This is a genomic window from Gemmatimonadota bacterium (assembly GCA_016712265.1).
Taxonomy (GTDB): Bacteria; Gemmatimonadota; Gemmatimonadetes; order Gemmatimonadales; family Gemmatimonadaceae; genus RBC101.
This window is the reverse complement of the sequence record JADJRJ010000015.1, coordinates 1-19908: the sequence shown is the minus strand read 5'-3', so window position 1 is coordinate 19908 and position 19908 is coordinate 1. Positions and strand designations below refer to the sequence as shown.

Sequence of the window (19908 nt, the reverse complement as noted above, 5' to 3'; positions counted from 1 at the left end):
CGGGGATGACCCATTCTTCCTGGGCGGGTACGCAGGTTCCGGCGCCACCACCTCATCGCAACCTGATCGGCGAGGCCGGGCCACACCGTTGTCCTCGCGCTGACCGCGCCGCCGCGTCCCGGGGGCGCGGTAGCGCGCGCGCAACCATCCACAGCTTCCTGTACGGCCAGCCGGTGTTCGGCGAGTGCGAGTGCGGGTCGGACAACAAGAACCACGATGCGAGGTGCCCGGCGCTGAAGATGTCTTTCCTCCAGCGCGGCCTGTTCAACGCCGCTGGGGAGATCGTGGAGGAGGTTCCGCCGGTCCTGATCATCGTCGATGAGGCGTCGATGGTGAATGAGAAGATGGCCAAGGACCTGATCGCCAAGGGCGTGCCGATCCTCGCCGTGGGCGACCCGGGCCAGCTGCCGCCGGTCGAGGGCGCTTTTCCGGTTTCGGCGAGCTGACCTACGTCCTCACCGAGATCATGCGGCGCGCCGCGGAGAACCCCATCATCCGCTGGCGCACGCGGTTCGGAATGGCGAGAGCCTCCGCCCGGGCAAGTACGGTCGGAACGAAGAGGCCATCATCACCAAGATGTCGCCGAACCGGGCGGACTGGGACACGGACGAGGTGGACCAGATCCTGACCTGGAAGCACACCACCCGCACCATGTACAACCGGAACTACCGCGCGCTGACCGGGCGGCAGGGTCTCGTTGAGCCGGGCGAGGATGTGCTGTTCAAAGTCCGCCACGCGAGCAGGGCATCGCCAACGGCGACGTGTTCACCGTCTGCGAGGTCATCGAGCGAGACCACCTCCCCAACACGGTAGAGTTGAGGCTGGCTGAGGGCCCTGACCGTTTCTTCGCCATGTCGGCCTGGAAGCAGGGCTTCGGCGGGGCGCAGGAGTGGAAAGACCTCTCCACCATGGACTTCCGGTACCGCGTCCGGCACGCGCGCGTGTGGCAACCTGTACGCCATCACCAGCACTCGGCGCAGCGGCTCGGAATGGGACCACGTCCTGATCGCTCAGGACGGGAACCGCGACCGTAAGTGGCTCTACACCGCTATCACTCGCGCAAAGGAGCGCATGATGCTCTGCTTGGGGACGGACTGATGGACGAGTATTATGTGCGCCGGGTTTTTGACAGGCTATACCAGGTGGTTTGGAACATAGAGGGTGAGGAGCCGGAAGTGGTTGGCATCTGGTCTCATCCCGAACTGGCCCAGGAGGACGCAGACCGCCTGAATAGGAAAGACAGATGAAACTACACCTGGACCGAGTCGGCAACCGGATCTGGGTCGGTGTCGCTGGCGCGGGGACATCCCGCGCCGGGCGGCCCGGATTCCGGGCTACAACTTCATGGACGGCCCCAAGGCCGTCAAGTGGGCGGCCGAGGTCGAGCCTATGCACCAGCCCAAGGCTGCTGGAGCTTCCCGCTGAACTACCGGACGTGCCTGGACCTCCGCGCGGAGTTCGGCGACTGCAAGCTGAACATCATGGATGGTCTGTGGGAGTGGGCCGCCGAGGAGGCGGACCGGCGCCGGGACCTGATGCGAATCCGCGCGGTCGATGACTTCCCGACGCCGATCCTGGACGAGGTCTACCCGCGGCTGAGCGAGGCGGTCCACCACCGTGCGTTCCAGGCGGTCGGCATCGGCTTCGCCATGCGGGCGGGCGTGTCGGTGAACGGGGACCACCCCGGGCTCGGCAAGACGCTCCAGGCAATCGGCGCAGTCGTCGAGTCCCAGCTGGCCGGCCCGATCCTTGTGGTAGCGCCGAGCGTGGCCGCCACGGTGACCTGGCCGGACGAGATGCGGGACTGGGCGCCCGGTGAGCAGTTCGTCGTCGCCGAGGGCTCACGAGAGCAGCGAGAGGCAACCATCGCCCGGTTCCGCTCCTGGGCGGCACACCGCATCGAGCAGCGCTCCTGGCTCTTCATCAACATGGAGATGCTGCAGGTGGAGCGTCCGCCGGTCCGCAAGAAGAAGGGCAAGGCCGCCAGTTGGGAGGACTGGCTAGGCGTCTCTGAGCTTGACGAGGAGACGCTGACCGGGCTCGACCTCGGGACGCTCGCGGTTGAGCCCGCGGAGGGCTCTCCGGCAGCGAGAGCGGCCGAGGAGTACGAGCGTGCTCTGGAGCTCTACGACCCGACCGCGCGGCGGCACCCGGGCCTGTTCGAGCAGACCTGGTCAGCGATCATTATCGACGAGTCGCACAAGATCCTCCCGGCCGCAACCGAGCGAGCACCGCGATGTCGCGCATCCGCTTCGGGCGCGCAAGGTCGCGCGTCCGCCCGCGGGCGCACGACCTCGCGGTGGAGAAGATGGCCCTGAGCGGGACGCCCTGGCGCGGTAACCCGCTGAACCAATGGGGCACGCTCCACTGGCTCGACCTGGGCGCCACCGAGCTTCGCCGCCATGCTGAGCGCTGGTTCCAGATCGAAGAGAACGACGATTACCGCGTCATTGAATCCGTCCGGCCGGACGTCGAACACGAGTTCGGTATTGAGACGGACGTGACCATGATGCGTCGGACAAAGGGCGAGGTCGCACCCTGGCTGCCGAGCAAGGTGTACGCCGGAACGCGGCTGGACCCGAAGAACGACGAGAGCCCTATTGGCGTCTGGCTCGATATGGGCGTCAAGCAGGCCAAGGCATATGAGGACATGACGCTGAATGCGGTAGCGCGCCTGGAGTCGGGCGAGCTGTCGGCTATCGGCGTCCTGGCGGAGATGACGCGACAGAAGCAGTTCGCCTGTTCCTATGGCGATGTGACGCGCGTCCTCCGCCTGATACCGGACTCATCGCTGAAGGAGTGGGCCGACACATTCGCGCCCGGCCTCCCATCGAACAAGTGGGAGTGGATTGTCGAGTTCCTCGACGAACGCGGCATCAACAAGGAGCCGTGGGGCGACGGAAAGGTTGTGATTGGGTCCTGGCAGACCGGGCTGCTTAACATATTCAAGGCGCAGCTGGACCGGCTGCGGATTCCGAGCCTCATCATCACCGGCCAGACGAAGAATGCCGACCGCGCGGTGGCCAAGGCTAAGTTCCAGAAGCCGGGCGGTCCGCGCGTATTCCTGTTGAATACATATGCGGGCGGCGTATCCCTGACGCTCGACCGCGCAGACGATATGGTCGTGATCGACGAGACCTGGGTGCCGGACGACCGCAGGAGCAGTTGAGGACCGGATTCACCGGATCTCGCGGGGCGAGAACAGGGGACCCGCAACGTACTGGTACCTGCGCTCGCGCGGTACGATTGACGAGCACATCGCGGAGACGACCGATTCCAAAGATCGCATCCAGAAGAAGCTGATGGATGGCCGGCGGGGCGTCGACTACGCGAAGAAGCTGCTGACCGGAGGGCAGTGATGGACCAGTTCATCTTTTGGCTCAACATACGGGTGCCGTTGTGGACGCTGTTTGTGACGGTGTTCACATGCGTCCTCGCGGGCTACCTCATCGGTCATCAGCAGAAGCGGGGCGAGGTCAAGGAGGCTGTAGATGCGGAGTTCGTGAAGCGTCGTAACGACCTGTTCGACCGGGGCCGGACGACGGACCGGCGCCCGGAGCACGACGGGATGCAGCCCGCGGTGAACCGGCGGATCAAGGTGGTCGGCACGCGGCCCACGCCGCCCGACCGGCCCCGTAACCAGCTGTAACAGAAAGTTGCAAGAAAGTTCGGAGAAACTCTAGACTTCCCGGACTGACCCGCGTAGCGTTCTTGCTACCGGGGAGCGATACCAAACCCCAAGAGACGGACCCCCAGGAGGGCAGCGAGATGGCACGCGAGCGTAAGTACGAGGTCCCCGAGGCCGACGAGCGCGACTACCCGGCGGACTTCGCCGAGGTCAAGGCGGGTGGCGGCACCCCGATGCACGCGCACTTCGGCGAGTGGACCGCGGAGAAGACCGGCGCGAGCTTCAGCACGGCGAAGGAGCTGGCGCGTTCGCGCTGGGTGCGTCTGGCATCCGGTACCGGATGAACTACCAGCGCGCGGCGGACGGGGCGCACGCCTTCCACGCCGAGCGCCAGCGAGGCCTGGGAGGCGCGGCCGGTGAGAAGGCGCGCGCGCCACGGCTCGCGCGACCGCCGCGGAGCTGGTCGAGGAGGCCCTGGCCCCCGCCGGCGCGGTCGCCCGGCCGGTCGTGGAGCTGGTGGCGGAGGCGCCTGCCCTGCCGGCGCGGTCGGCCCGCTCGGGCTGCTGCGGCCGAGGCCCCGGCCACGGGTCGCCCGGCGCGTCGTCCGGCGGCTGCGGGCAAGCCGGGTCGTCCGGCTCGCAAGGGCGCGGGCGGCACCGAGCCCGCGTTCTGAGGTGTGGCCCGGGGTGGTTGGTACACCCCCGGTCCCCGCACCCCCTCCTGGGAATGGCGCGTGCAGCGGCCTAGGGACCTGCGCTGGGGCGTACGAGGTCTAACCGGGGAGGGGCGTTGCGGTGGGGGCAGGGAATATTGTAGGGCAAGCGGCCAGTCGGGGTCCGTCTCGAATCTGGAACCAGGCGCCCACTTACTTGCCTGCCCCCTCCGGAATGTAGCGGGCCGGAATCCCGCCGATCGGAGGAAGAACATGGACGACCTCACACGTGAGGCAATCGAGGACCTGCGGCGCCGAGTGGATGCCCTGGAGCAGGTACCGCCCAACCCGTTCGCGGCACTCCGCGACACCATCGCCCGGATGCGGCCATCGCGGCCCGCGGGCGAGGAGAACGACACGGCGACCGTCACCGAGGTCCGGAAGATCCTGTCGGATGCGTTCGACGAGATCCTGGGCGAGAACCTCGCCATGCGGCCGACCATCGAGCTGCTGCAGATCCTCGTGGAGTACGCCCGGATGTGGAAGCCGGCAGATGCGCCAGCCGAGAAGCCAACGGCGGACCCGGACCTGTAAGGCCGAGACTTCCCCCGCCCCGGTGTGGCGACGCGCTGGGCGGGGTGACCCGAGGAGGGGTCATGGCAGACAAGATCCCGACGCTACGGACGTCCGAGCGGACCGCGTGGCGCAAGTGCCATGCCTAGTAAGCCTTGCCCATCCGGATGCGGCTGTGGAAAACACGCCTGGGAAGTCGCACCGCAAACTACGCGCGCGACGATGCCGGCCGATCGAATGCACGCGCGCATCTGGTCGCGTCGAGGCGCGCGAGTACGACTGCGTGGATTGTGGGGATCGCGCTCTGATTGGTCCTGAAGGAAGGATGGGGACTGCGTCGCCGATTTGGGATCACGACCCGCGTTGCCGCCGCTGCCATGGAGTATGACGAAGACGAACGTTGGGGCGCCGGGCTACCGCGAGAACCGCATCCGCAAACTAACCGCCGCGCGCGCGCTGGCTGAACACGCGATGCCGGACTGATCGGCAACCTACGACCGACGGGCAGGTGATCTAAAATGAGCAGGACTCCCGTACTCCGCACATCCGAGCGGACAGCGTGGCGGTCTTGCCCGTTAGGGGCACCGCAAAAATGGTGGTGGGGCTACCGGGAGGGCCTGGTCCCCAAGGGCCTGCCCGCGCTCCCGCTGTGGTTCGGCACCGGCTGGCACCTGGCGCTGGCGACGTACTACGGGAAGGGCAAGCGTCGGTACCCGAAGAAGGCCCGACAGGTCCTGACCGACTACTTCGACAGCGAGCTGGAGCAGATCAAGACCATTGATGGCGAGGGCGCCACCCGCACGTCGAGGCGCGACGCTTGCGCTGAACATGTGGGACAACTACATCGCCACCTACGGCGCCGACGACCACATGTACATCATCGCGGTCGAGCGCTCGGAGCAGGTCGAGGTATTCGACGCCGCGGGCAACCTGATTGCGATCTATGCGTTCACGATGGATGGCGTGTACCGTGACGAACGGGACCACAACAAGATCAAGCTGCTGGAGCACAAGACCGCCACCATCATCCAGCTTGCCTGGCTCGCGCTCGATGACCAGGCCGGGTCGTACCTGGCCTTCATGACCGAGGTCCTGCGGTTTGAGGGCACCCTCGGGCCGGACGAGTCGATTCAGGATGTCACCCCACGCCATCGCCCGCGCGAGGTCGCTCTAGCGACGACTGGCCGCGCGCCCGCACGGGCTTCGCCCTCGCCGCGACGGCTCCACGCCAAGAACCGCGAATGTGCGCGCGCCGCTGCTCGTCCGGCAGGACATCCCGCGCTCGGCGGAGTCGCGCAACCGGCTCATCGAGCGGGTGGCTATCGAGGTCGAGCAGATGAACGAGATGCGCGACGACCCGACCCGGGTGTACAAGAACCCGCAGGGCGGCCCGTTCGGTTGCCGCATCGCCCATCTCTTCCGCAGATGTGCCGCCCACGAAGAGGGTGGAGACTGGGAAGACCTCCGCGACTGGCAGTTCAAAGTTGTTGACCCCTATCGAGACCACCGGAAATCGGCATGAGACTTGTCGGGAGCTGTGCGCGCAATAGACACCGTGATCTGTCTGGCAAGCTTGGGAAGGCGTCGCTGTACGAATGCGTCGACTGCCCCGGACCCGCGAGAGATTGGAGCCGTACGCATGGAGCCGACCCGTTCGACTCCAATAGCTACAACCCCCGCTGCCGAAGCTGCCACGCCAGCGACGCCTGCGAGGCGCCAACCACGTTCCGGCTCGGGCGTCCGCGCGCGCTGGGCTGACCCGGAGGCACGGGAAGTCCGCAGAGCGCGCCATAGAAGAGAGCTGGTCTAAGCTGCATTAACTGAGCGCGCGCCGCGCGAGGCGCGCACGACCGGACATCCTGACTGAGTTCCATTGGCGCCTGATCGAAGAAACATTGCACCTCCCAAAGTCTCTTGTGGCAGCGAAAGCTGGCAAGAATGTAAAGTGGGTAGACAATGCCCGCACCCGACTCAAGAGAAGAAAGGCTGCCTGATATGCCATTCCCGCCGAGAGACCCGAACGCCCCGCCCCGGCCCAAGTCCGAGTGGGGTCCCAACAAGTCGCGCAAGTACGCGGTGTGGTACACGAGCCGGAAGACCGGCGGCGCGGACGACAGCGCCTGGAAGGTGGGCGAGTTCCGCGGGCAGCACCTCAAGGGCGTCCACACCCCGTCGTGCGCCACCTCCGCACGGAGCTGGACAAGCCGGACCTGAAGGCGTCCGACGTCCTGGTGATGGAGGCGCACGTCCTGCCGCCCCGGACGTCGCTCGACAAGTACCTGGCGGATCTGTTCGGGACCGACGAGGAGGAGTGATGGCCAGGCCGCTCAAGACCGCCGGATTGGCGGAGCTGACCGCAGTCCGCAAGCGGGTGAAGCGGCAGCTGGCAATGGAGCGGATCGACCGAGCAGACCACGACTACATCGTCCAGCGTCTCGACGAGATTGAGGCGCGGGTCGTTGGCATGAGAGAGGAGGGCGGTGATGGCGACTAGGACTGGCCCGCCAATCAAGAAGATGTCGACTGTCGCAAGGAGGCGTACGTCCCCATGGTGTACGGCAACTCGGGCGTCGGCAAGACTGTGTTCGGCGGCAGCTTCCCCAACTCGCTCGTGCTCGCGGTCGACCCTGGCACGATCTCGGCGGCCCGCGCGGGCTCCAAGGCGGACGTCTGGGAGATCCCGACCTGGGAGGAGTTCGAGGAGGCGCAGAAGTGGATCCGCGCTGGCGGCTACAGCCGCTATGACTGGATCGTGACCGATGGCCTCACGATGCTCCGCGAGCGTTGCATGCGGTTCGTCCTGGACCGGGAGCACCAGCGAAACGCCGCGCGGGACTTGTTCGTTCCGGCTCAGCCGGACCACCAGGGCGTGCAGAACATGATCAAGTTCGCCGTGGAGAAGTTCTGCGACCTGCCGGTGAACATGCTTTTCACCGCGCTGCCAATGCACGTCGAGTCCCGCTCGGGCGACGAGGTTATTGTGCCTCTGGTCCACGGGCAGAAAGGAGACCTCAGCCACTACCTCACCGGTCTCATGGACGCTTTCGGCTACATGGAGGCGACCGAGAACAGCAAGGGCAAGCCGGTCCGCCGGATCCACTGGGGACCGTACAACGAATACACAGGGAAGGACCGGTTTGGTGTGCTCGCTCCCTACACCGACGGCCTGACGCTTCCGCAGATCCACAACAGGATCACGGAATCGGGGAGCCCGGAAACGCGCACCGCGCGTTCCCCGCGTACGACCCGGACCGGCGCCCGCCGTCCGGTGAACCGAGCCAGAAGGATGCCTGACACGCCGAAGTGGGCGCCATCGGGTACCGTCGCCGACGCGAGTCTGGCGGACGTCGACCCTGACACCATCGACGACATCTACGACGAGGCGCGAGCTGGGCGTCCCGCCCAGGGCCCGTACCTCTTCGTTCCTGAAGCGCCTCCGCGGCACGGAGTCCGCGGGGGCGACCCGATGCTGAAGATGGTCCTGGAGCTCGCGGAGCCGAAGGGCACCAAGAAGGCAAAGTACAACGGCTACAGCATCTGGTACTACCAGGTGTCCACCAAGAGCGCGCCAGCGGCGTCAACGGCCTGCTCCACTCGATCCTGGACGGGAAGACCCCGGCCCAGCGCAAGAAGATCGTGGAATCGTACTGGGCGGGCAACGTCGTCGTGGATGACGACGGTTTCGTCAAGAAGATCGGCACCTGGACCGTTCCGGAGTCCATCCTGATCGGCGCCAACACCCGACACGAGAACGACGCGCAGTATGGCGAACGGCTCGCCGTCGCTTTCAACGGGATCATGCCCGCGTCCGACCGGCCGGCCAGCAAGGTGGCCGACGTCGAGGAGGACGACGACGAGGTGGACGAGGATGAGGACGCCGCCGACGAGTCCGAGGGCGACGAGGTGGAGGCCCGCCAGGAGGAGCTGGAGGGCATGACGCTCGCCAAGCTCAAGGCGGCCGCCAAGGAGCTGGGCATCACCATCAAGCGCGGCTCCACGGCCGAGGACATCATCGAGGCCATCCTGGACGTCGAGTTCCCCGAGGACGCCGACGAGGAGGCGGAGGACGAGCCCGAGGAGGACGAGGAGGCGGAAGAGGACGCCGAGGAGGACGAGGAGCCCGAGGGCGACGAGTTCGACGAGATGGACCGGGCGGCGCTGAAGAAGTTCAACACCACCGAGAAGCTCGGCGTCAAGGTCACCACCAAGATGACGGACGACGACCTGCGCGACGCCATCCGCGCGGCACTCCCCGACGACGAGGAGGAGCCCGAGGAGGAAGAGGCCGACGAGGAGGAGCCGGAGCCGACCCCCGCACCGCGGAAGGGCCGCGCGCGGGCTCAGGCTGCCTCTCCGACCCGCTCGGCGGCGAAGCGCCGGAAGGGCTCGGAGGACGAGCCCCCGTTCTGATCTGAGGAACGGCAGGTCACGGCCGGTAGACGCTACGCGCGTCCTACGGTAGACTGACCGCAGCGTTCGGGAGGGGCCGGGGCCGGAATCCCCGGCCCCTCTCGGTAGCATTAAGTCGGAGGAAATGCCGCGCCACATCTCGTTATTACGCCATCCGAAGACGATGGCAGACCTTGATGACGCGCGTCTCGGCAAGCAACGCCTGGAGACGCTCCAGATCCTCCGTACCCTGAATGGCGACACGGACGGGTACGCGAACCATCCGGCCGTACAGATGTGGGCAGGCTATGAGCCAGCTCTGATTCTGTACGGCCTGTTTGTTTGTCACGAGTGGCGCATCGTCCGCGGCCGCAGCGACAAGCTCTGGGGCGACTTCGCCCAGATGGCGCATGAATGCGGCATGCTGGATGTGGAGAAGCGCTTCAACAAAGAGGGAAAGGTGTCGGCCGTCTACATGGACGGCACCACCCCGGAAGACCCGCCCTGGCTCAAGGACAGGTGGGTGCTGCGCTCGCACCGGTCGAACCTGATGCGGAAGGCGCCGCACATCTACGGCGATAAGTATGATGGCACGCCCGAGAACATGCCATACCTCTGGCCAGTCATCGACCCGATGAAAACCGAGGGGTATTACCTACGGCTCTCCAAGCCGGATATGGCCCGGCTCGCGACTGGCGAGCGGGTGCTCCCCACCTACGCCTGGATCAATGACGCCACCGGCGAGATCCAGATGGGAGATGAATCGTGAAGATTGCCATCCTTGGCTGCGGCCCGAGCGGACTGGTGGCTGCGCACGCGGCCTCGCGGCTGAAGATTGACAAGCGGGTGTGCGTGTTCTCCCGCAAGGAGAGGTCGCCCATCTACGGCGCGCAGTACCTGCACCAGCCGATCCCCGGCACGATGAGCGGGCACGGTATCGACCCCGAGATCATCCGCTACATCATGCAGGGCGAGCCCGAGAGCTACCTGCGGAAGGTCTACGCGGACGCCTGGGATGGCACCATCAACGACGACCTGCGGGACCAGGCGCATGTAGCGTGGGACCTCCGCTCGACCTACGATGAGCTGTGGTTTCGGTACGAGTCGCTGGTGATCGACTACGACATTCCGCGGCGGCCGGACGGCATCGAGTCGTGCCTCAACCCGCTGTTCGAGAGCTTCGACCTGGTGGTGAACACGATTCCCCGCCCGGTGCTCTGCCTCCAGCCGCGCCAGCACCAGTTCCGGTCGGTCGACATCTGGGCCCTCGGCGAGCACCCGGCCAACACGTTCCCGATCGAGTGCCGCGACGCCGATCATCACCCCACGTCGGCGACTCGCGCCGACCTGGTACCGCGCCAGCCGGATCCACGGCTACAGCACGGTGGAGTGGCCCGGTCACATCAACCGCCCGCCGATCCCGGGCGTTGCGCGCGTGAAGAAGCCGCTGAGCCACAGCTGCGACTGCTGGACCGACCGGCCCCTGGTTCACCTCGGGCGGATGGGTCGCTGGCAGAATGGCCGGCCTGTACAACCACGTACGCCGACATGCATGAGCGCCCTGCTGCTCGGTGCGCGATGGGAGTAGCGTGAGCGCGACGTCGGGGGAGCTGAAGGATCGGCTGAGATCCGCGATGACCTGGCAGCTGGCCGGAGCGGCGTAGACAGCGGGACCATGCGGGACCTGCAGAAGGTAGGGGAAGAGTGAGTAAGAGCCTTAAGGAGCAGTGGATCAAGGACCGCACGGAGCAGCTGCGGACCGGGCCGTCCACGGCGCTGGTGCACCTGGCGGAGGACAACACGATCCAGATCGACGACCTGATGTCGCGGAAGGATCTGGCAAGGCAGATCGCCGAGGCCGAGTGGGCCGGTCGCAGAGGGCCCCGCAACTTCGAGGAGCTGGACCGAAACTTCGCCACCGCGTCCGGCCTGCGGGATGCGGTCGAGCGGGCCGGGCTGTACGTCGGGCCTGACAAGGTCCTGGTGGACGACATCGCGCCGGACGGGGGGTTCAGCCCTTGGGGCCTGGACCCGGAGACGTGCGGCGAGTCTGGTCCCACGGAGTGCATCAACGCCGAGGAGGAGCCGCCCCACGTCACGCTGCAGCGCAACATCATGAACCGCTGGATCGGGGCTGTCGGCGGCATGGACTGGTACAACGGGCCGACGCCGAACGCCGAGGTCGCACGGCAGCACGGCAAGGCGCTGGCCGCTGCGCTCGATGGCGTGTTCCAGGACCTCCAGCGCCCGCCGCGCGGGTTGCGGGAGCCGGCCACATCGTCCGGGTGGTTCATCTACGAGGTGCTGCTGCCGGAGTTCCTTGAGCAGTTCCTGGCCAAGAACGCCGACTATGGCGACCAGCACCGGACCGGGCTCGGCGTGCGGGCGGAGTACGTCGGCGACCACCGCGCGTGGAGAAGTCGCGACCGCCCTGTGGGACGGGCGCGCCACGAACGGCGAGGGTCCGCGCGATGCTGTTCGACCTCATCGGGCGCGCTTCATCGTGCCTGACCTGCTCGCTACGCCAGGAGAGTAAGGAAACCACGGTACTGGAATGGCACCTTACCGCGCACGAACTGTGCGCCGGAATGGTCGGTGTTGACGGCCGCCTGTTCCTGGTGCATCCGGTTCTATGCCAAGGTGGAGCGCCGGGGATGGGATGACTGCTGGTGGTGGATTCCGAAAAGAACCGTCTGGAAGCGCGGGAGGAAGTCCGACGTCCTAAACTTCACCCATAGCCATCCCCGGCTATCCGCGGCAGGTACGTCCAATCCGATGGATGTACTCGTTCGAGGTCAATCCAATCCCGGATGACCACGACATAGATCATGAGTGCGAGCACTACTGGTGCTGCAACTTGACGCATGTCAAGCCGGAGTTCTGGCTTGACAACTCGGGAGCCCTTAATGTACTGCGCGGCGTCTACCGTCGCCGAGCACGCGATCCACACGGGCGGTACATCATACCCGGCGAAGCAGTACGGCCTACATCGACTATGGGCCGCAAGAACACTGATGACTTGTCACGCGACGCCTCCGGGCGTTTTGTCTTGGGGAGGTGATGCCACTATGGGAATTTCGAAGAAGCTGACTAAGCGTTTTGTCTCCATCCACAGCCACTCGACGTTCTCTTATTGACGGCGACGGATTCGGAACGGTTCAGAACCATGTGGACCGGCTCGTTGAGCTGGGGTCACAAGCCGCTTGCCTGTCCGAGCACGGCAACGTTTCATCGTGGGTGCAGTTGGAGAAGGCGGCGCGGGCTGCCGGGCTCAAGCCGATGTTCGGCCTGGAAGCCTACGCCGCCCCTCCGAAGACCATGGCCAAGTTCCACCAGACCATTATTGCCGAGGACCTGACCGGGCTCCGCAACCTGAATGCTTTGGTCGGGCGCTCGTACGCGGAAGGGTTCTACAGATGGCCGACGATTCACGGCGACATGCTCCGGGATCACTCGGAGGGTTTGATTGTAACTTCTGGGTGCGCGGATTCGCACTTGAACTGCGTGCTAGCCGGTGGAAAGAGCCTGGGCGACCGACGCCACCGCGTGTCGACGTTCGATATGGCGAACGCCGAGAAGGTCGTGCGGAAGTACAAGTCGTTGTTGGGCGATGGGTACTATCTGGAAGTGCAGCGCTTCCCGGGCCTGGACCGAACCCGGCTCGTAAACCCCGCGCTCGCGGAGCTAAGCCGTCGAACCGGCGTGCCCCTTGTAGCAACGGCTGACGTTCATTATCCATATGGTAGCCAAAACGAGATGCAGAAGATTCTGCATGCAGCGCACCGGGGCGGTACAGTTGAGTCGGCCGAGGCGGGCTGGGAGTATGACATCCTCCTGACCTACCCGACGTCGGACTTTGAGGTGTACCGCCGTTCCGCGCGACTGGTCTCACGCCAAGAGCGAAGCTTGGGGCGCCACTCCGCGTCCGAAGAGATCGCGCCGCCGCGCCGTAACGCTCCCCAAGAATGAACCGCTGCGCTTCCCGCTCCCGGACGGCTGGACCGCCGAGGACTTCATGTGGGAGAAGCTGCGGGACGGCTGGACCTTCCGGATCAAGACCAACGCACACATGCGGGCCAACCAAGAGGCTTACCATGAACGCCTGGTGTATGAGATGGGCCCGATTGTTGAGAAGGGCTACCCCGATTACTTCCTAATGGTGGCGGACGCCGTCACGTTCGCCAAAGACCTGCGGCCACGACCTATTCCTGTTGGCCCTGCTCGCGGATCTGCTGCTGCCTCTTTGGCCGCGTACCTCATGCGCATTACCGAGGTGGATCCGATGCAGTTCCCTCAGATGGTCTTCGAGCGATTCATTGACCTGTCTCGAACTGACCTGTTACATTATCGACCTCGACTTCGCTGACGACCGGCGTGATGAGGTGCGTGATTATCTGTCCGCGCATGGAGCTGACCGAGTCGCCGCCACGTCGCCCCCTGTCGCGCGCGGCCGCGCCTCCGGTAGTCGACGTCGCGCGGGTCTACGCCATCCCGAAGAACGCCGAGAACGCGCGCTCGCGTTGCCGTGCTCGACCGCCTGGGCGGCGACTCCCGCGCGGACGATGCCCCGGGCACATTCCTCGCAACTCCATGTTCCTCCGCGCGCGGCCGTCGCAGCAACCCGGAACTCCTGGTGGGCGATTGACCTGAGGGGAATACGCGGGCATGCCCAGCACGCGGCCGGCATCGTCATCGCCGCCGGCCGAACCGCCGACACACGCGCGATGTACACGCGGACTGACGCGCGGGCACTGCGGACCGTCTCGCTTCACGTCGCCAGCAGGACGCTGAAACCGCCGGCGACGTCGTAGATGGACTTCCTCGGGCTGTCCACTATGGGAATGATCGGGCTCGTGCTCGACATGATTGGGATGGACCTTGCTGACCTCTACAACGTACCTCTGGATGAACCTCGGACTCTCGACGCTTTTCGCCGCGGCGACGTTGTTGGCATCTTTCAGTTCGAGGGCCGTGCTACTCGTCTGGTTAACGCTGGGGTGGTTCCTGATCACTTTAACCATCTTGCCGACATTAATGCTCTGTCTCGGCCTGGGCCTCTGTTCTCCGGGATGACGGCGCAGTACATCGACATCAAACACGGGCGGAAGAAACCGGATCACCTGCACCCGCTCGTGTGGAAGTACACGCTAAGCTGACTCTACGGCCGCATCATCTCCAAGAGCGCGTCCTCGATCGTCTGGGAGATCGGCGGGTTCCCCGTCAACAAGATTGGCGACATCCGACGCGCCATCTCGCGCGTTAGGCGAGATGTGCAATACGAACGCTACGGCGTTAGGCATCCGTCGAGGGCGCTGGGCGGCTGCACGGCATCCCGCCGCAAACTGGCGGACCGCATTTGAAGTTCACGGTGACTAGCGCGAGCTATTCACTTAATGTGGCCCACCCGCACTCGCCTATAGCCAGCTTGGCTTTTGGGTGCGCACCTGAAGCGCCAACCACCCGCGCGAGTTCTACGCCGCCCGTGCCGCGCTAAAGGTCGGCGACACCAAGACCGCCAAGGAGCTAAAGCGGCCGCGGCTCCTGACGGACGCCGTCAAGAATGGCTTTAAGATCCTACCGCCTGACCCGGTTAAGTCCGGCCTGACCTGGTCGCCGGACCCGGATGACAAGATGGGCATCCGCGCTGGCTTCAGCAAGATCCTGCGATCGCTGCCACCGACAAGGCGGCGCGTCGCTTCGGTACTGGGAAGCTGTCGACGTGGAGCGCGGTACGACTTTCACGCCAACGTTATAAGACCGGCCAAAGTCCATAATGAAGATCGAGGATTTCGTGGACAAGGAGGACCCATTTGATATCGAACTGACCGGTAAGTTGCTCGATGAGATCCGGCACGGCATACGGAAGAACTGGAAGGCTTTCCGAGGCATTCCGGCGCCGACCCGCCGCAGCCACGAGATCCCGCGCGGCGTCGATACGGGACATGAAGATCACCTGATGGGTGTGGTCCGCGCGATTGAGTACGCGACCTGATCGAGGATGAGCGGCGCGCACTGGGGACTCGGTCGAGGACATCCCTCGCCGCAACTCGCGACCCTAACCACTGCTGAAGTCGTGCACGCTCCATTGCTACGATGATGGCGACGATGAGGTCTACCTCCGCCTCAACCGCTGGGACTTCCCGCGCTTCAAAGAGCGCGTGGAGTCGATTGTGCCGGGCGAGGACGTGGTGGTATGCACGGGTCTGAAGCGCCGGGGCGGGTTCGGGGTCTCGCTCGCGGTCCGCAGCCTGATTGTTCTGCAGCAGCAAGATGATGACGGGGGAGACGATGAGGCTGCGTGAGAAGGACATATTTGATTGCGAGCACTGCGGCTGGCGGATCTACAGGCTACAGGTAACCGGGCTCTGGTATGACATGGTGCACCATGACTTACCGCCCGCGCGTGCAGCGAGGGCATCCACAGCCCGAAGGTAGATCGGAGGAAGCGCAACTATGACGAAACGGATTACGCATGACGAGCAGATGTTCCTGCATGCGGTCGTGGCGTCCCTTCGGTCTACCTGTGGCCGGTTGAAGGTGGGTGCGGCGCTCGTGCTCGGCGACAACATCCTCTCGACCGGGCGGAACGGGGCCCCGCGCGGGCTCCCGCACTGCGCCTGCGGGCCGGAGGCGCCCTGTACGGCTTCGGTGCACGCGGAGGCTAACGCGGTCGCCTACGCCGCCCGGCGCGCACGGAGGGGCTGAAGGAGCGTCGCCTACGCGACGCAACGCGCCCTGCCGCACGTGCGTGCGCGCATCCATCAACACCGGCATCGTCCGGGTTGTGTATGGGGATGCGTACCGGTTAGCCGATGGCGTTGGTCAGCTGTGGGCAGCCGGGGTATCGGTCGAACAATTCAGCGGTCCGCGTCTCTTGTAAGGAGGAGCTATGTCCCGAGGTCACCCAAAAGGAAGGAGGCGCGGCCCATGCCTCCACTGTGACGACGTAGACCACTACCGAGGTACCAGGGAGCAGCAACTAGAGGACTGGAGGAACGAGACTGCCGAAGCTGCTCACATCCAGCGAGTGGTTGTCGCGCCGGGCTGCTTGAGCGGCGTACGCGGTAAGGTAAGATCCGATTGCGCCTGGAACGCACACAAGCACATCGGAGGCAAGAAATGCCGTTAGGTTATACCTGCTGAGCGGGGACTACGTCGACCCGCCGGACCCTGACGACGAGTGGACTGACGCGGAACAGCAACTCACCAACAACCTACTTCCGCCTCGCGGTCGACGCGCCGGAACGCTGCGCAAGTGGGCTGACGTCGCTATGTGGCGCGCCACGCCACGCGACCCGGCGCAAGCCCAAAGTAACGGTGTCGATGGTGACGCCTGACCTGCTCGGCGTCACGGCGATGGTCGCCGCGCGCACACCGGGCGGAACCTGACGAGCCTGGACCGCGTCACCGACGAGGAGCGCTGGAAGCTTGGCACGCGGCCACGGTGTCGTGGTTGAGTGAGACGCCGCTGGAATGGATCCGGCGGTCGATCGCACCCTGAGAACGTCTCCTGTGCCTTCACGCACCGCCTCGTCTGGACTCGCACGGCGACCTACGCGCGCGAGTCGCGCGGTTCGCTGTCGCGACAAGATCCACGACAAGCGTGAAGCTCCCACCCCGCTCGCGGGGACGAAGGAGTGGCGCGTTCCGCGCTGATATGGAGGAGCTGGGCGTCGACCCGCGCGCACGCCGCCAAGGAGCGCTCTGGCGGAACATCCGGGGATGTCGCGTCGAACGTCGTCGACCGATCTGTGGCCGTTCCTCATCACCCGGGCACGCTGGCGAGGACGCACGCGGACTCCTGCCGACGAACATCCTGACCCGGGTCCACATGCGGGTCGACATGAAGACGCTGTTGAACCTGGCGGGCATGCGGCTCTGCACGCAGGCGCAAATGGAATGGCGCGGGGTATTCGCCGCGCTGGCGCGCGCCTGGGGAGTATGGGCCACGCCACCTGCTGGCGCACCGGAGCTTATCGCCGACGCTTTCCGCCTGGTTCGTTACGCGGCGAACCGCTGCCTGATGAAGGCGTCGGACCGCTACTGCTCCATCCGGGCCTGCGTCGACGAGTTCGAGCGCGAGGGCGTGCCCTCATCCGAGTGGGAAGTCGCCACGCCCGGCGTCGTCCGGCCCATCCACCCCGCCTGCGGCTGGCGGATCGCCACGGCGCGCGTCGCGCCGGGAGGAGCACGCGAGCACCACGTCCATCTCGTCATCCTCGTCTTCCTGGTGGTGTGCGCGTCATGCGCGCTGCAGTTCGCCACCTACCAGGCGCTGCGCTCGCTCATTGCCGGGCGTGAGGAGCCGCAGCCTGCCGAGCCGGATGAGAAGTACTGCCGGCCATCGAGGATCTGGACCGCCTACCGAGGCGCTGAAGATCGTGGGCGTCCACCCGCGTCTGCTGTTCCCGGCGTTTATGGTCGCCGGGAGACCGCCGCCGGATGATCCACCCCTGTCGCCCACGCCATCTGGGCGATGTTCACGGACTTGTTCTACGTCCGGCTGCACCTGCCTGTTGGTTTGGCGCCTGTTCGAGGGCGCGACCTGAACGACATCCGCCAGCGCGTTCTCGCCACCCTGCTGATCAGCGTGCGACGCGGCGTCAACGAGCGGGCGGCCGCGTCCCTGGTCGAGCTCCGCCAACCCCCGCCGACGTCGGTCGCGCGTATGACTTGGTGATGGAGGCGCTGGAGGAGACCCTGGTGCGCTACCGGGTCCCCGCGAAACCATCTCGCGTTCGTGCCGATGATCGACTACTTCCGCGACGAGATGACGGTGGCGTGATGGATGTCGATCGGACGTGGTTCGCCGGCCGCCATCGACGCGCTCCGCGCCGAGATGCGGCGGGCGGTCGCCGCCACGGCGTCGAAGAGACGCCGCTGGTGCGCGATGACGCGGGCTGCCTGCCGATCCTCGTGGAGGAGCTGGGCGAGGTCGCGCGGGCGATGACCTACGACAACGGCGACATCGAGAAGCTCATGGCGGAGCTGCTGCAGACCGCAGCCATGGCTCTCGCCTGGCACCAGAGGCTGGCCGACACGTGAGGTGTACTGCTACAAGGTGCGGGACGGGCGTGCCCCCGGGCGCCCGTTCTGTACCGACCACATGAAGAAGCTCCCTGCACCAACCACGCGAGTTCTGGAACGAGCACACCAAGGCAGAGGCCGTGCGTCGCGGCGTCGAATATCTTGAGGAGTTGGAAGCAGCATGAACAGGATTGCTTTACTGTTGCTCGGTGTCGCCGCTCTGGCAGGATGTGGCGCTCCAAGTAGTCCAGGAACTACTGCGGCGTCCGAGTCGCGCGCCGCATCCGCGCGACGAGGTTACGCGTCGAGGGGAAGGGCGCGCGACCGTCTACTTCCGCACCGCCGGGGTCGTTCCGCGACGTCGCCTTCCTGGTCTATCGCGATGTGGATGCATCCTGGCTTAGCACTACGTCACGCGACGTCTGGCTCTGGAAAGATTGAGTGCGTCATCCTCCGGGGCGACAGAAATTGCCCGAACTGAAGCCGAGGGGCAGTACTCCAGCTGCTCCGCGAATGGGGAGTTTGGCGAATGATCGACGAGCAGAGTAGCACGCTGGACATCGCTTCCGAGGTCGGGTTCCGCGTGGTGCGCACTCGGCGCTGACTCGTACCGTCCCGCGCGTCGATCGTGGCGTTACCACCGCGGTTACGCTGACCCATCAGCACGCCTTCGAGCTTTGGCGCCTGTTTGTGTCTACGGCCCAGCAGCTCGGAAAGGCCCTGAGGGCGGAAAGGACGGTGACGGCGCCGAGCCCGACAAAAGTGGCTCCCCCAAAGTTGCTTAGAAGGGCAGGAACTGTGGAACTCGTCACCGCCCCCACGGTGATAAGCATTGACCCGGGCGGTACGACCGGGTGGTCACGGATGGTAGTGCAACCCCGAGGCACTAGTGGACCCTGAGGTCCCCATCCTGACCAACATTCTGGACCGCGCAAACGGCCAGATCCGTGCATCCCGGTCACGCCGAACGGGAAGGCTCCCAAAGCGCTGAACCTTGCGTTGGAGGAGCGACGTTGCATCCGCACTCTGATTGCCGACGTCCTGTCGAACTGGCATGGCGCGGCGTTGGTGATCGAGGACTTCCTACTCCGGAAGAAGGTGATGGACCGGGAGCTACTCTCGCCCGTCCGGCTCACGGCTGCGCTCGAACTGGCAGCCGAGTACGAGGGCCTGCACACATGCCGCCCACCGCCGCACCCGCCGACGCGTCTGTCACCGACGCCCGGCTGAAGGAGGGGCCTGTACCTGCGAGCCGGAGGAATGGAGCACGCGGATGCGGACCGCCACCCCATCCTGTTCCTCCGCGTAGCGAAGGCACGCGGCGCGTGCGCGGGAGGCGTGGCCCCACTTGTACACGCCCAGCGGGGAACTGCGGTCGGTCCCTTTGGTTCCGGCTGCCTGAAGAGAGCGGGGCGCCTATTCCCTCAGGTAGGCGCCCCGTTTCTCTGAGGATTAGACGGCCCTACTTCGGCCCGCTATAGTAGCTATTAACCGGCCCGGTCCCGAGGAGAGAGATGAGCATTGTGAAAGCTATTCCGGATCTGCCTGAAGGTTGGGAGGGCATGCTGTCTTCATCGAGACGGCTGTCGTTCGAGGGCACCCGCGTACGTTTCGGCGAGGAGGATGAGAACACTATCCA

22 protein-coding genes and 1 pseudogene are annotated in these 19908 nt (G+C 65.5%); 21 read left to right on the top strand and 2 right to left on the bottom strand.

All coding sequences use genetic code 11. The features are described 5' to 3' along the window. Positions 1-5 precede the first annotated feature (5 nt). The 8 genes from IPK85_03150 to IPK85_03115 all read left to right on the top strand — a co-directional run bounded on the left by IPK85_03150 (position 6) and on the right by IPK85_03115 (position 4874). A complete protein-coding gene (locus IPK85_03150; protein MBK8246383.1) occupies positions 6-446 on the top strand; it encodes an AAA family ATPase in 441 nt (146 codons plus the stop codon). 130 nt (positions 447-576) lie between these two features. Next, positions 577-813 carry a hypothetical protein gene (locus tag IPK85_03145; protein ID MBK8246382.1) on the top strand — a complete coding sequence of 79 codons (237 nt, stop codon included), beginning with the start codon at positions 577-579 and terminating at the stop codon, positions 811-813. A 12-nt stretch (positions 814-825) separates the two neighbouring features. After that, the gene (locus tag IPK85_03140) at positions 826-1098 is read left to right on the top strand and encodes an ATP-binding domain-containing protein (GenBank protein MBK8246381.1); all 273 of its coding nucleotides are present in this window, start codon (positions 826-828) and stop codon (positions 1096-1098) included. 383 nt (positions 1099-1481) lie between these two features. Further along, complete coding sequence (locus IPK85_03135; GenBank protein MBK8246380.1) at positions 1482-2318, top strand: hypothetical protein; 837 nt, start codon at positions 1482-1484, stop codon at positions 2316-2318. After that, complete coding sequence (locus IPK85_03130; protein ID MBK8246379.1) at positions 2300-3169, top strand: DEAD/DEAH box helicase; 870 nt, start codon at positions 2300-2302, stop codon at positions 3167-3169. The genes IPK85_03135 and IPK85_03130 overlap by 19 nt, the downstream gene beginning before the upstream one ends. Before the next feature lie 189 nt (positions 3170-3358). Beyond that, positions 3359-3649, top strand: coding sequence for a hypothetical protein (locus IPK85_03125; GenBank protein MBK8246378.1), 291 nt, complete (start codon positions 3359-3361; stop codon positions 3647-3649). Positions 3650-3768: 119 nt separating this feature from the next. Continuing rightward, complete coding sequence (locus IPK85_03120; protein MBK8246377.1) at positions 3769-3972, top strand: hypothetical protein; 204 nt, start codon at positions 3769-3771, stop codon at positions 3970-3972. 581 nt (positions 3973-4553) lie between these two features. After that, complete coding sequence (locus IPK85_03115) at positions 4554-4874, top strand: hypothetical protein (protein ID MBK8246376.1); 321 nt, start codon at positions 4554-4556, stop codon at positions 4872-4874. 747 nt (positions 4875-5621) lie between these two features. Here the strand turns inward: IPK85_03115 and IPK85_03110 are convergent. Further along, positions 5622-6005, bottom strand: coding sequence for a hypothetical protein (locus tag IPK85_03110; GenBank protein ID MBK8246375.1), 384 nt, complete (start codon positions 6003-6005; stop codon positions 5622-5624). Between the two features lie 91 nt (positions 6006-6096). Here IPK85_03110 and IPK85_03105 point away from each other — a divergent pair, with 91 nt between their 5' ends. The 8 genes from IPK85_03105 (at position 6097) to IPK85_03070 (ending at position 11753) form a co-directional block, all read left to right on the top strand. Further along, the gene (locus IPK85_03105; protein ID MBK8246374.1) at positions 6097-6375 is read left to right on the top strand and encodes a hypothetical protein; all 279 of its coding nucleotides are present in this window, start codon (positions 6097-6099) and stop codon (positions 6373-6375) included. A 652-nt stretch (positions 6376-7027) separates the two neighbouring features. Beyond that, positions 7028-7168, top strand: a complete 141-nt coding sequence (locus IPK85_03100; GenBank protein MBK8246373.1) for a hypothetical protein — start codon at positions 7028-7030, stop codon at positions 7166-7168. After that, the gene (locus tag IPK85_03095) at positions 7168-7347 is read left to right on the top strand and encodes a hypothetical protein (GenBank protein MBK8246372.1); all 180 of its coding nucleotides are present in this window, start codon (positions 7168-7170) and stop codon (positions 7345-7347) included. Before IPK85_03100 ends, IPK85_03095 begins: the two co-directional genes overlap by 1 nt. Before the next feature lie 54 nt (positions 7348-7401). After that, positions 7402-8580 carry an AAA family ATPase gene (locus IPK85_03090; protein MBK8246371.1) on the top strand — a complete coding sequence of 393 codons (1179 nt, stop codon included), beginning with the start codon at positions 7402-7404 and terminating at the stop codon, positions 8578-8580. Further along, on the top strand, positions 8520-9263 hold the full coding sequence (locus IPK85_03085) for a hypothetical protein (protein ID MBK8246370.1): 744 nt from the start codon (positions 8520-8522) through the stop codon (positions 9261-9263). The genes IPK85_03090 and IPK85_03085 overlap by 61 nt, the downstream gene beginning before the upstream one ends. A 124-nt stretch (positions 9264-9387) precedes the next feature. After that, entirely contained in the window at positions 9388-10011 is a 624-nt protein-coding gene (locus IPK85_03080; GenBank protein MBK8246369.1) for an MSMEG_6728 family protein, read from the top strand. Further along, positions 10008-10835 (top strand): hypothetical protein, encoded by an 828-nt coding sequence (locus IPK85_03075; GenBank protein MBK8246368.1) that lies wholly within the window; start codon positions 10008-10010, stop codon positions 10833-10835. The genes IPK85_03080 and IPK85_03075 overlap by 4 nt, the downstream gene beginning before the upstream one ends. 111 nt (positions 10836-10946) lie before the next feature. Next, a complete protein-coding gene (locus IPK85_03070) occupies positions 10947-11753 on the top strand; it encodes a hypothetical protein (GenBank protein MBK8246367.1) in 807 nt (268 codons plus the stop codon). A 217-nt stretch (positions 11754-11970) separates the two neighbouring features. Here the strand turns inward: IPK85_03070 and IPK85_03065 are convergent, their stop codons facing one another. Then, the gene (locus IPK85_03065) at positions 11971-12108 is read right to left on the bottom strand and encodes a hypothetical protein (protein ID MBK8246366.1); all 138 of its coding nucleotides are present in this window, start codon (positions 12106-12108) and stop codon (positions 11971-11973) included. Between the two features lie 202 nt (positions 12109-12310). Here IPK85_03065 and IPK85_03060 point away from each other — a divergent pair. The 5 genes and pseudogenes from IPK85_03060 (at position 12311) to IPK85_03040 (ending at position 18287) form a co-directional block, all read left to right on the top strand. Then, positions 12311-15544 (top strand): annotated as a pseudogene (locus IPK85_03060) (PHP domain-containing protein). Between the two features lie 151 nt (positions 15545-15695). Continuing rightward, a complete protein-coding gene (locus IPK85_03055; GenBank protein MBK8246365.1) occupies positions 15696-15947 on the top strand; it encodes a hypothetical protein in 252 nt (83 codons plus the stop codon). 952 nt (positions 15948-16899) lie between these two features. Continuing rightward, positions 16900-17688, top strand: coding sequence for an FAD-dependent thymidylate synthase (locus IPK85_03050; GenBank protein ID MBK8246364.1), 789 nt, complete (start codon positions 16900-16902; stop codon positions 17686-17688). A 30-nt stretch (positions 17689-17718) separates the two neighbouring features. Next, complete coding sequence (locus IPK85_03045; protein ID MBK8246363.1) at positions 17719-17922, top strand: hypothetical protein; 204 nt, start codon at positions 17719-17721, stop codon at positions 17920-17922. Continuing rightward, on the top strand, positions 17922-18287 hold the full coding sequence (locus IPK85_03040) for a hypothetical protein (protein MBK8246362.1): 366 nt from the start codon (positions 17922-17924) through the stop codon (positions 18285-18287). Before IPK85_03045 ends, IPK85_03040 begins: the two co-directional genes overlap by 1 nt. The last annotated feature ends 1621 nt before the right edge of the window (positions 18288-19908 follow it).

Excerpts from the sequence above, each read along its gene's own strand:
- IPK85_03080 (MBK8246369.1), top strand. The coding sequence starts at position 9,388 with ATGCCGCGCCACATCTCGTTATTACGCCATCCGAAGACGATGGCAGAC.
- IPK85_03145 (MBK8246382.1), top strand. The coding sequence starts at position 577 with ATGTCGCCGAACCGGGCGGACTGGGACACGGACGAGGTGGACCAGATC.
- IPK85_03125 (MBK8246378.1), top strand. The coding sequence starts at position 3,359 with ATGGACCAGTTCATCTTTTGGCTCAACATACGGGTGCCGTTGTGGACG.
- IPK85_03110 (MBK8246375.1), bottom strand. The coding sequence starts at position 6,005 with ATGGCGTGGGGTGACATCCTGAATCGACTCGTCCGGCCCGAGGGTGCC.
- IPK85_03115 (MBK8246376.1), top strand. The coding sequence starts at position 4,554 with ATGGACGACCTCACACGTGAGGCAATCGAGGACCTGCGGCGCCGAGTG.
- IPK85_03065 (MBK8246366.1), bottom strand. The coding sequence starts at position 12,108 with ATGCGTCAAGTTGCAGCACCAGTAGTGCTCGCACTCATGATCTATGTC.
- IPK85_03120 (MBK8246377.1), top strand. The coding sequence starts at position 3,769 with ATGGCACGCGAGCGTAAGTACGAGGTCCCCGAGGCCGACGAGCGCGAC.
- IPK85_03055 (MBK8246365.1), top strand. The coding sequence starts at position 15,696 with ATGACGAAACGGATTACGCATGACGAGCAGATGTTCCTGCATGCGGTC.
- IPK85_03150 (MBK8246383.1), top strand. The coding sequence starts at position 6 with ATGACCCATTCTTCCTGGGCGGGTACGCAGGTTCCGGCGCCACCACCT.
- IPK85_03090 (MBK8246371.1), top strand. The coding sequence starts at position 7,402 with ATGGTGTACGGCAACTCGGGCGTCGGCAAGACTGTGTTCGGCGGCAGC.
- IPK85_03050 (MBK8246364.1), top strand. The coding sequence starts at position 16,900 with ATGGAGGAGCTGGGCGTCGACCCGCGCGCACGCCGCCAAGGAGCGCTC.
- IPK85_03135 (MBK8246380.1), top strand. The coding sequence starts at position 1,482 with ATGGATGGTCTGTGGGAGTGGGCCGCCGAGGAGGCGGACCGGCGCCGG.
- IPK85_03045 (MBK8246363.1), top strand. The coding sequence starts at position 17,719 with ATGTTCACGGACTTGTTCTACGTCCGGCTGCACCTGCCTGTTGGTTTG.
- IPK85_03040 (MBK8246362.1), top strand. The coding sequence starts at position 17,922 with ATGGAGGCGCTGGAGGAGACCCTGGTGCGCTACCGGGTCCCCGCGAAA.
- IPK85_03095 (MBK8246372.1), top strand. The coding sequence starts at position 7,168 with ATGGCCAGGCCGCTCAAGACCGCCGGATTGGCGGAGCTGACCGCAGTC.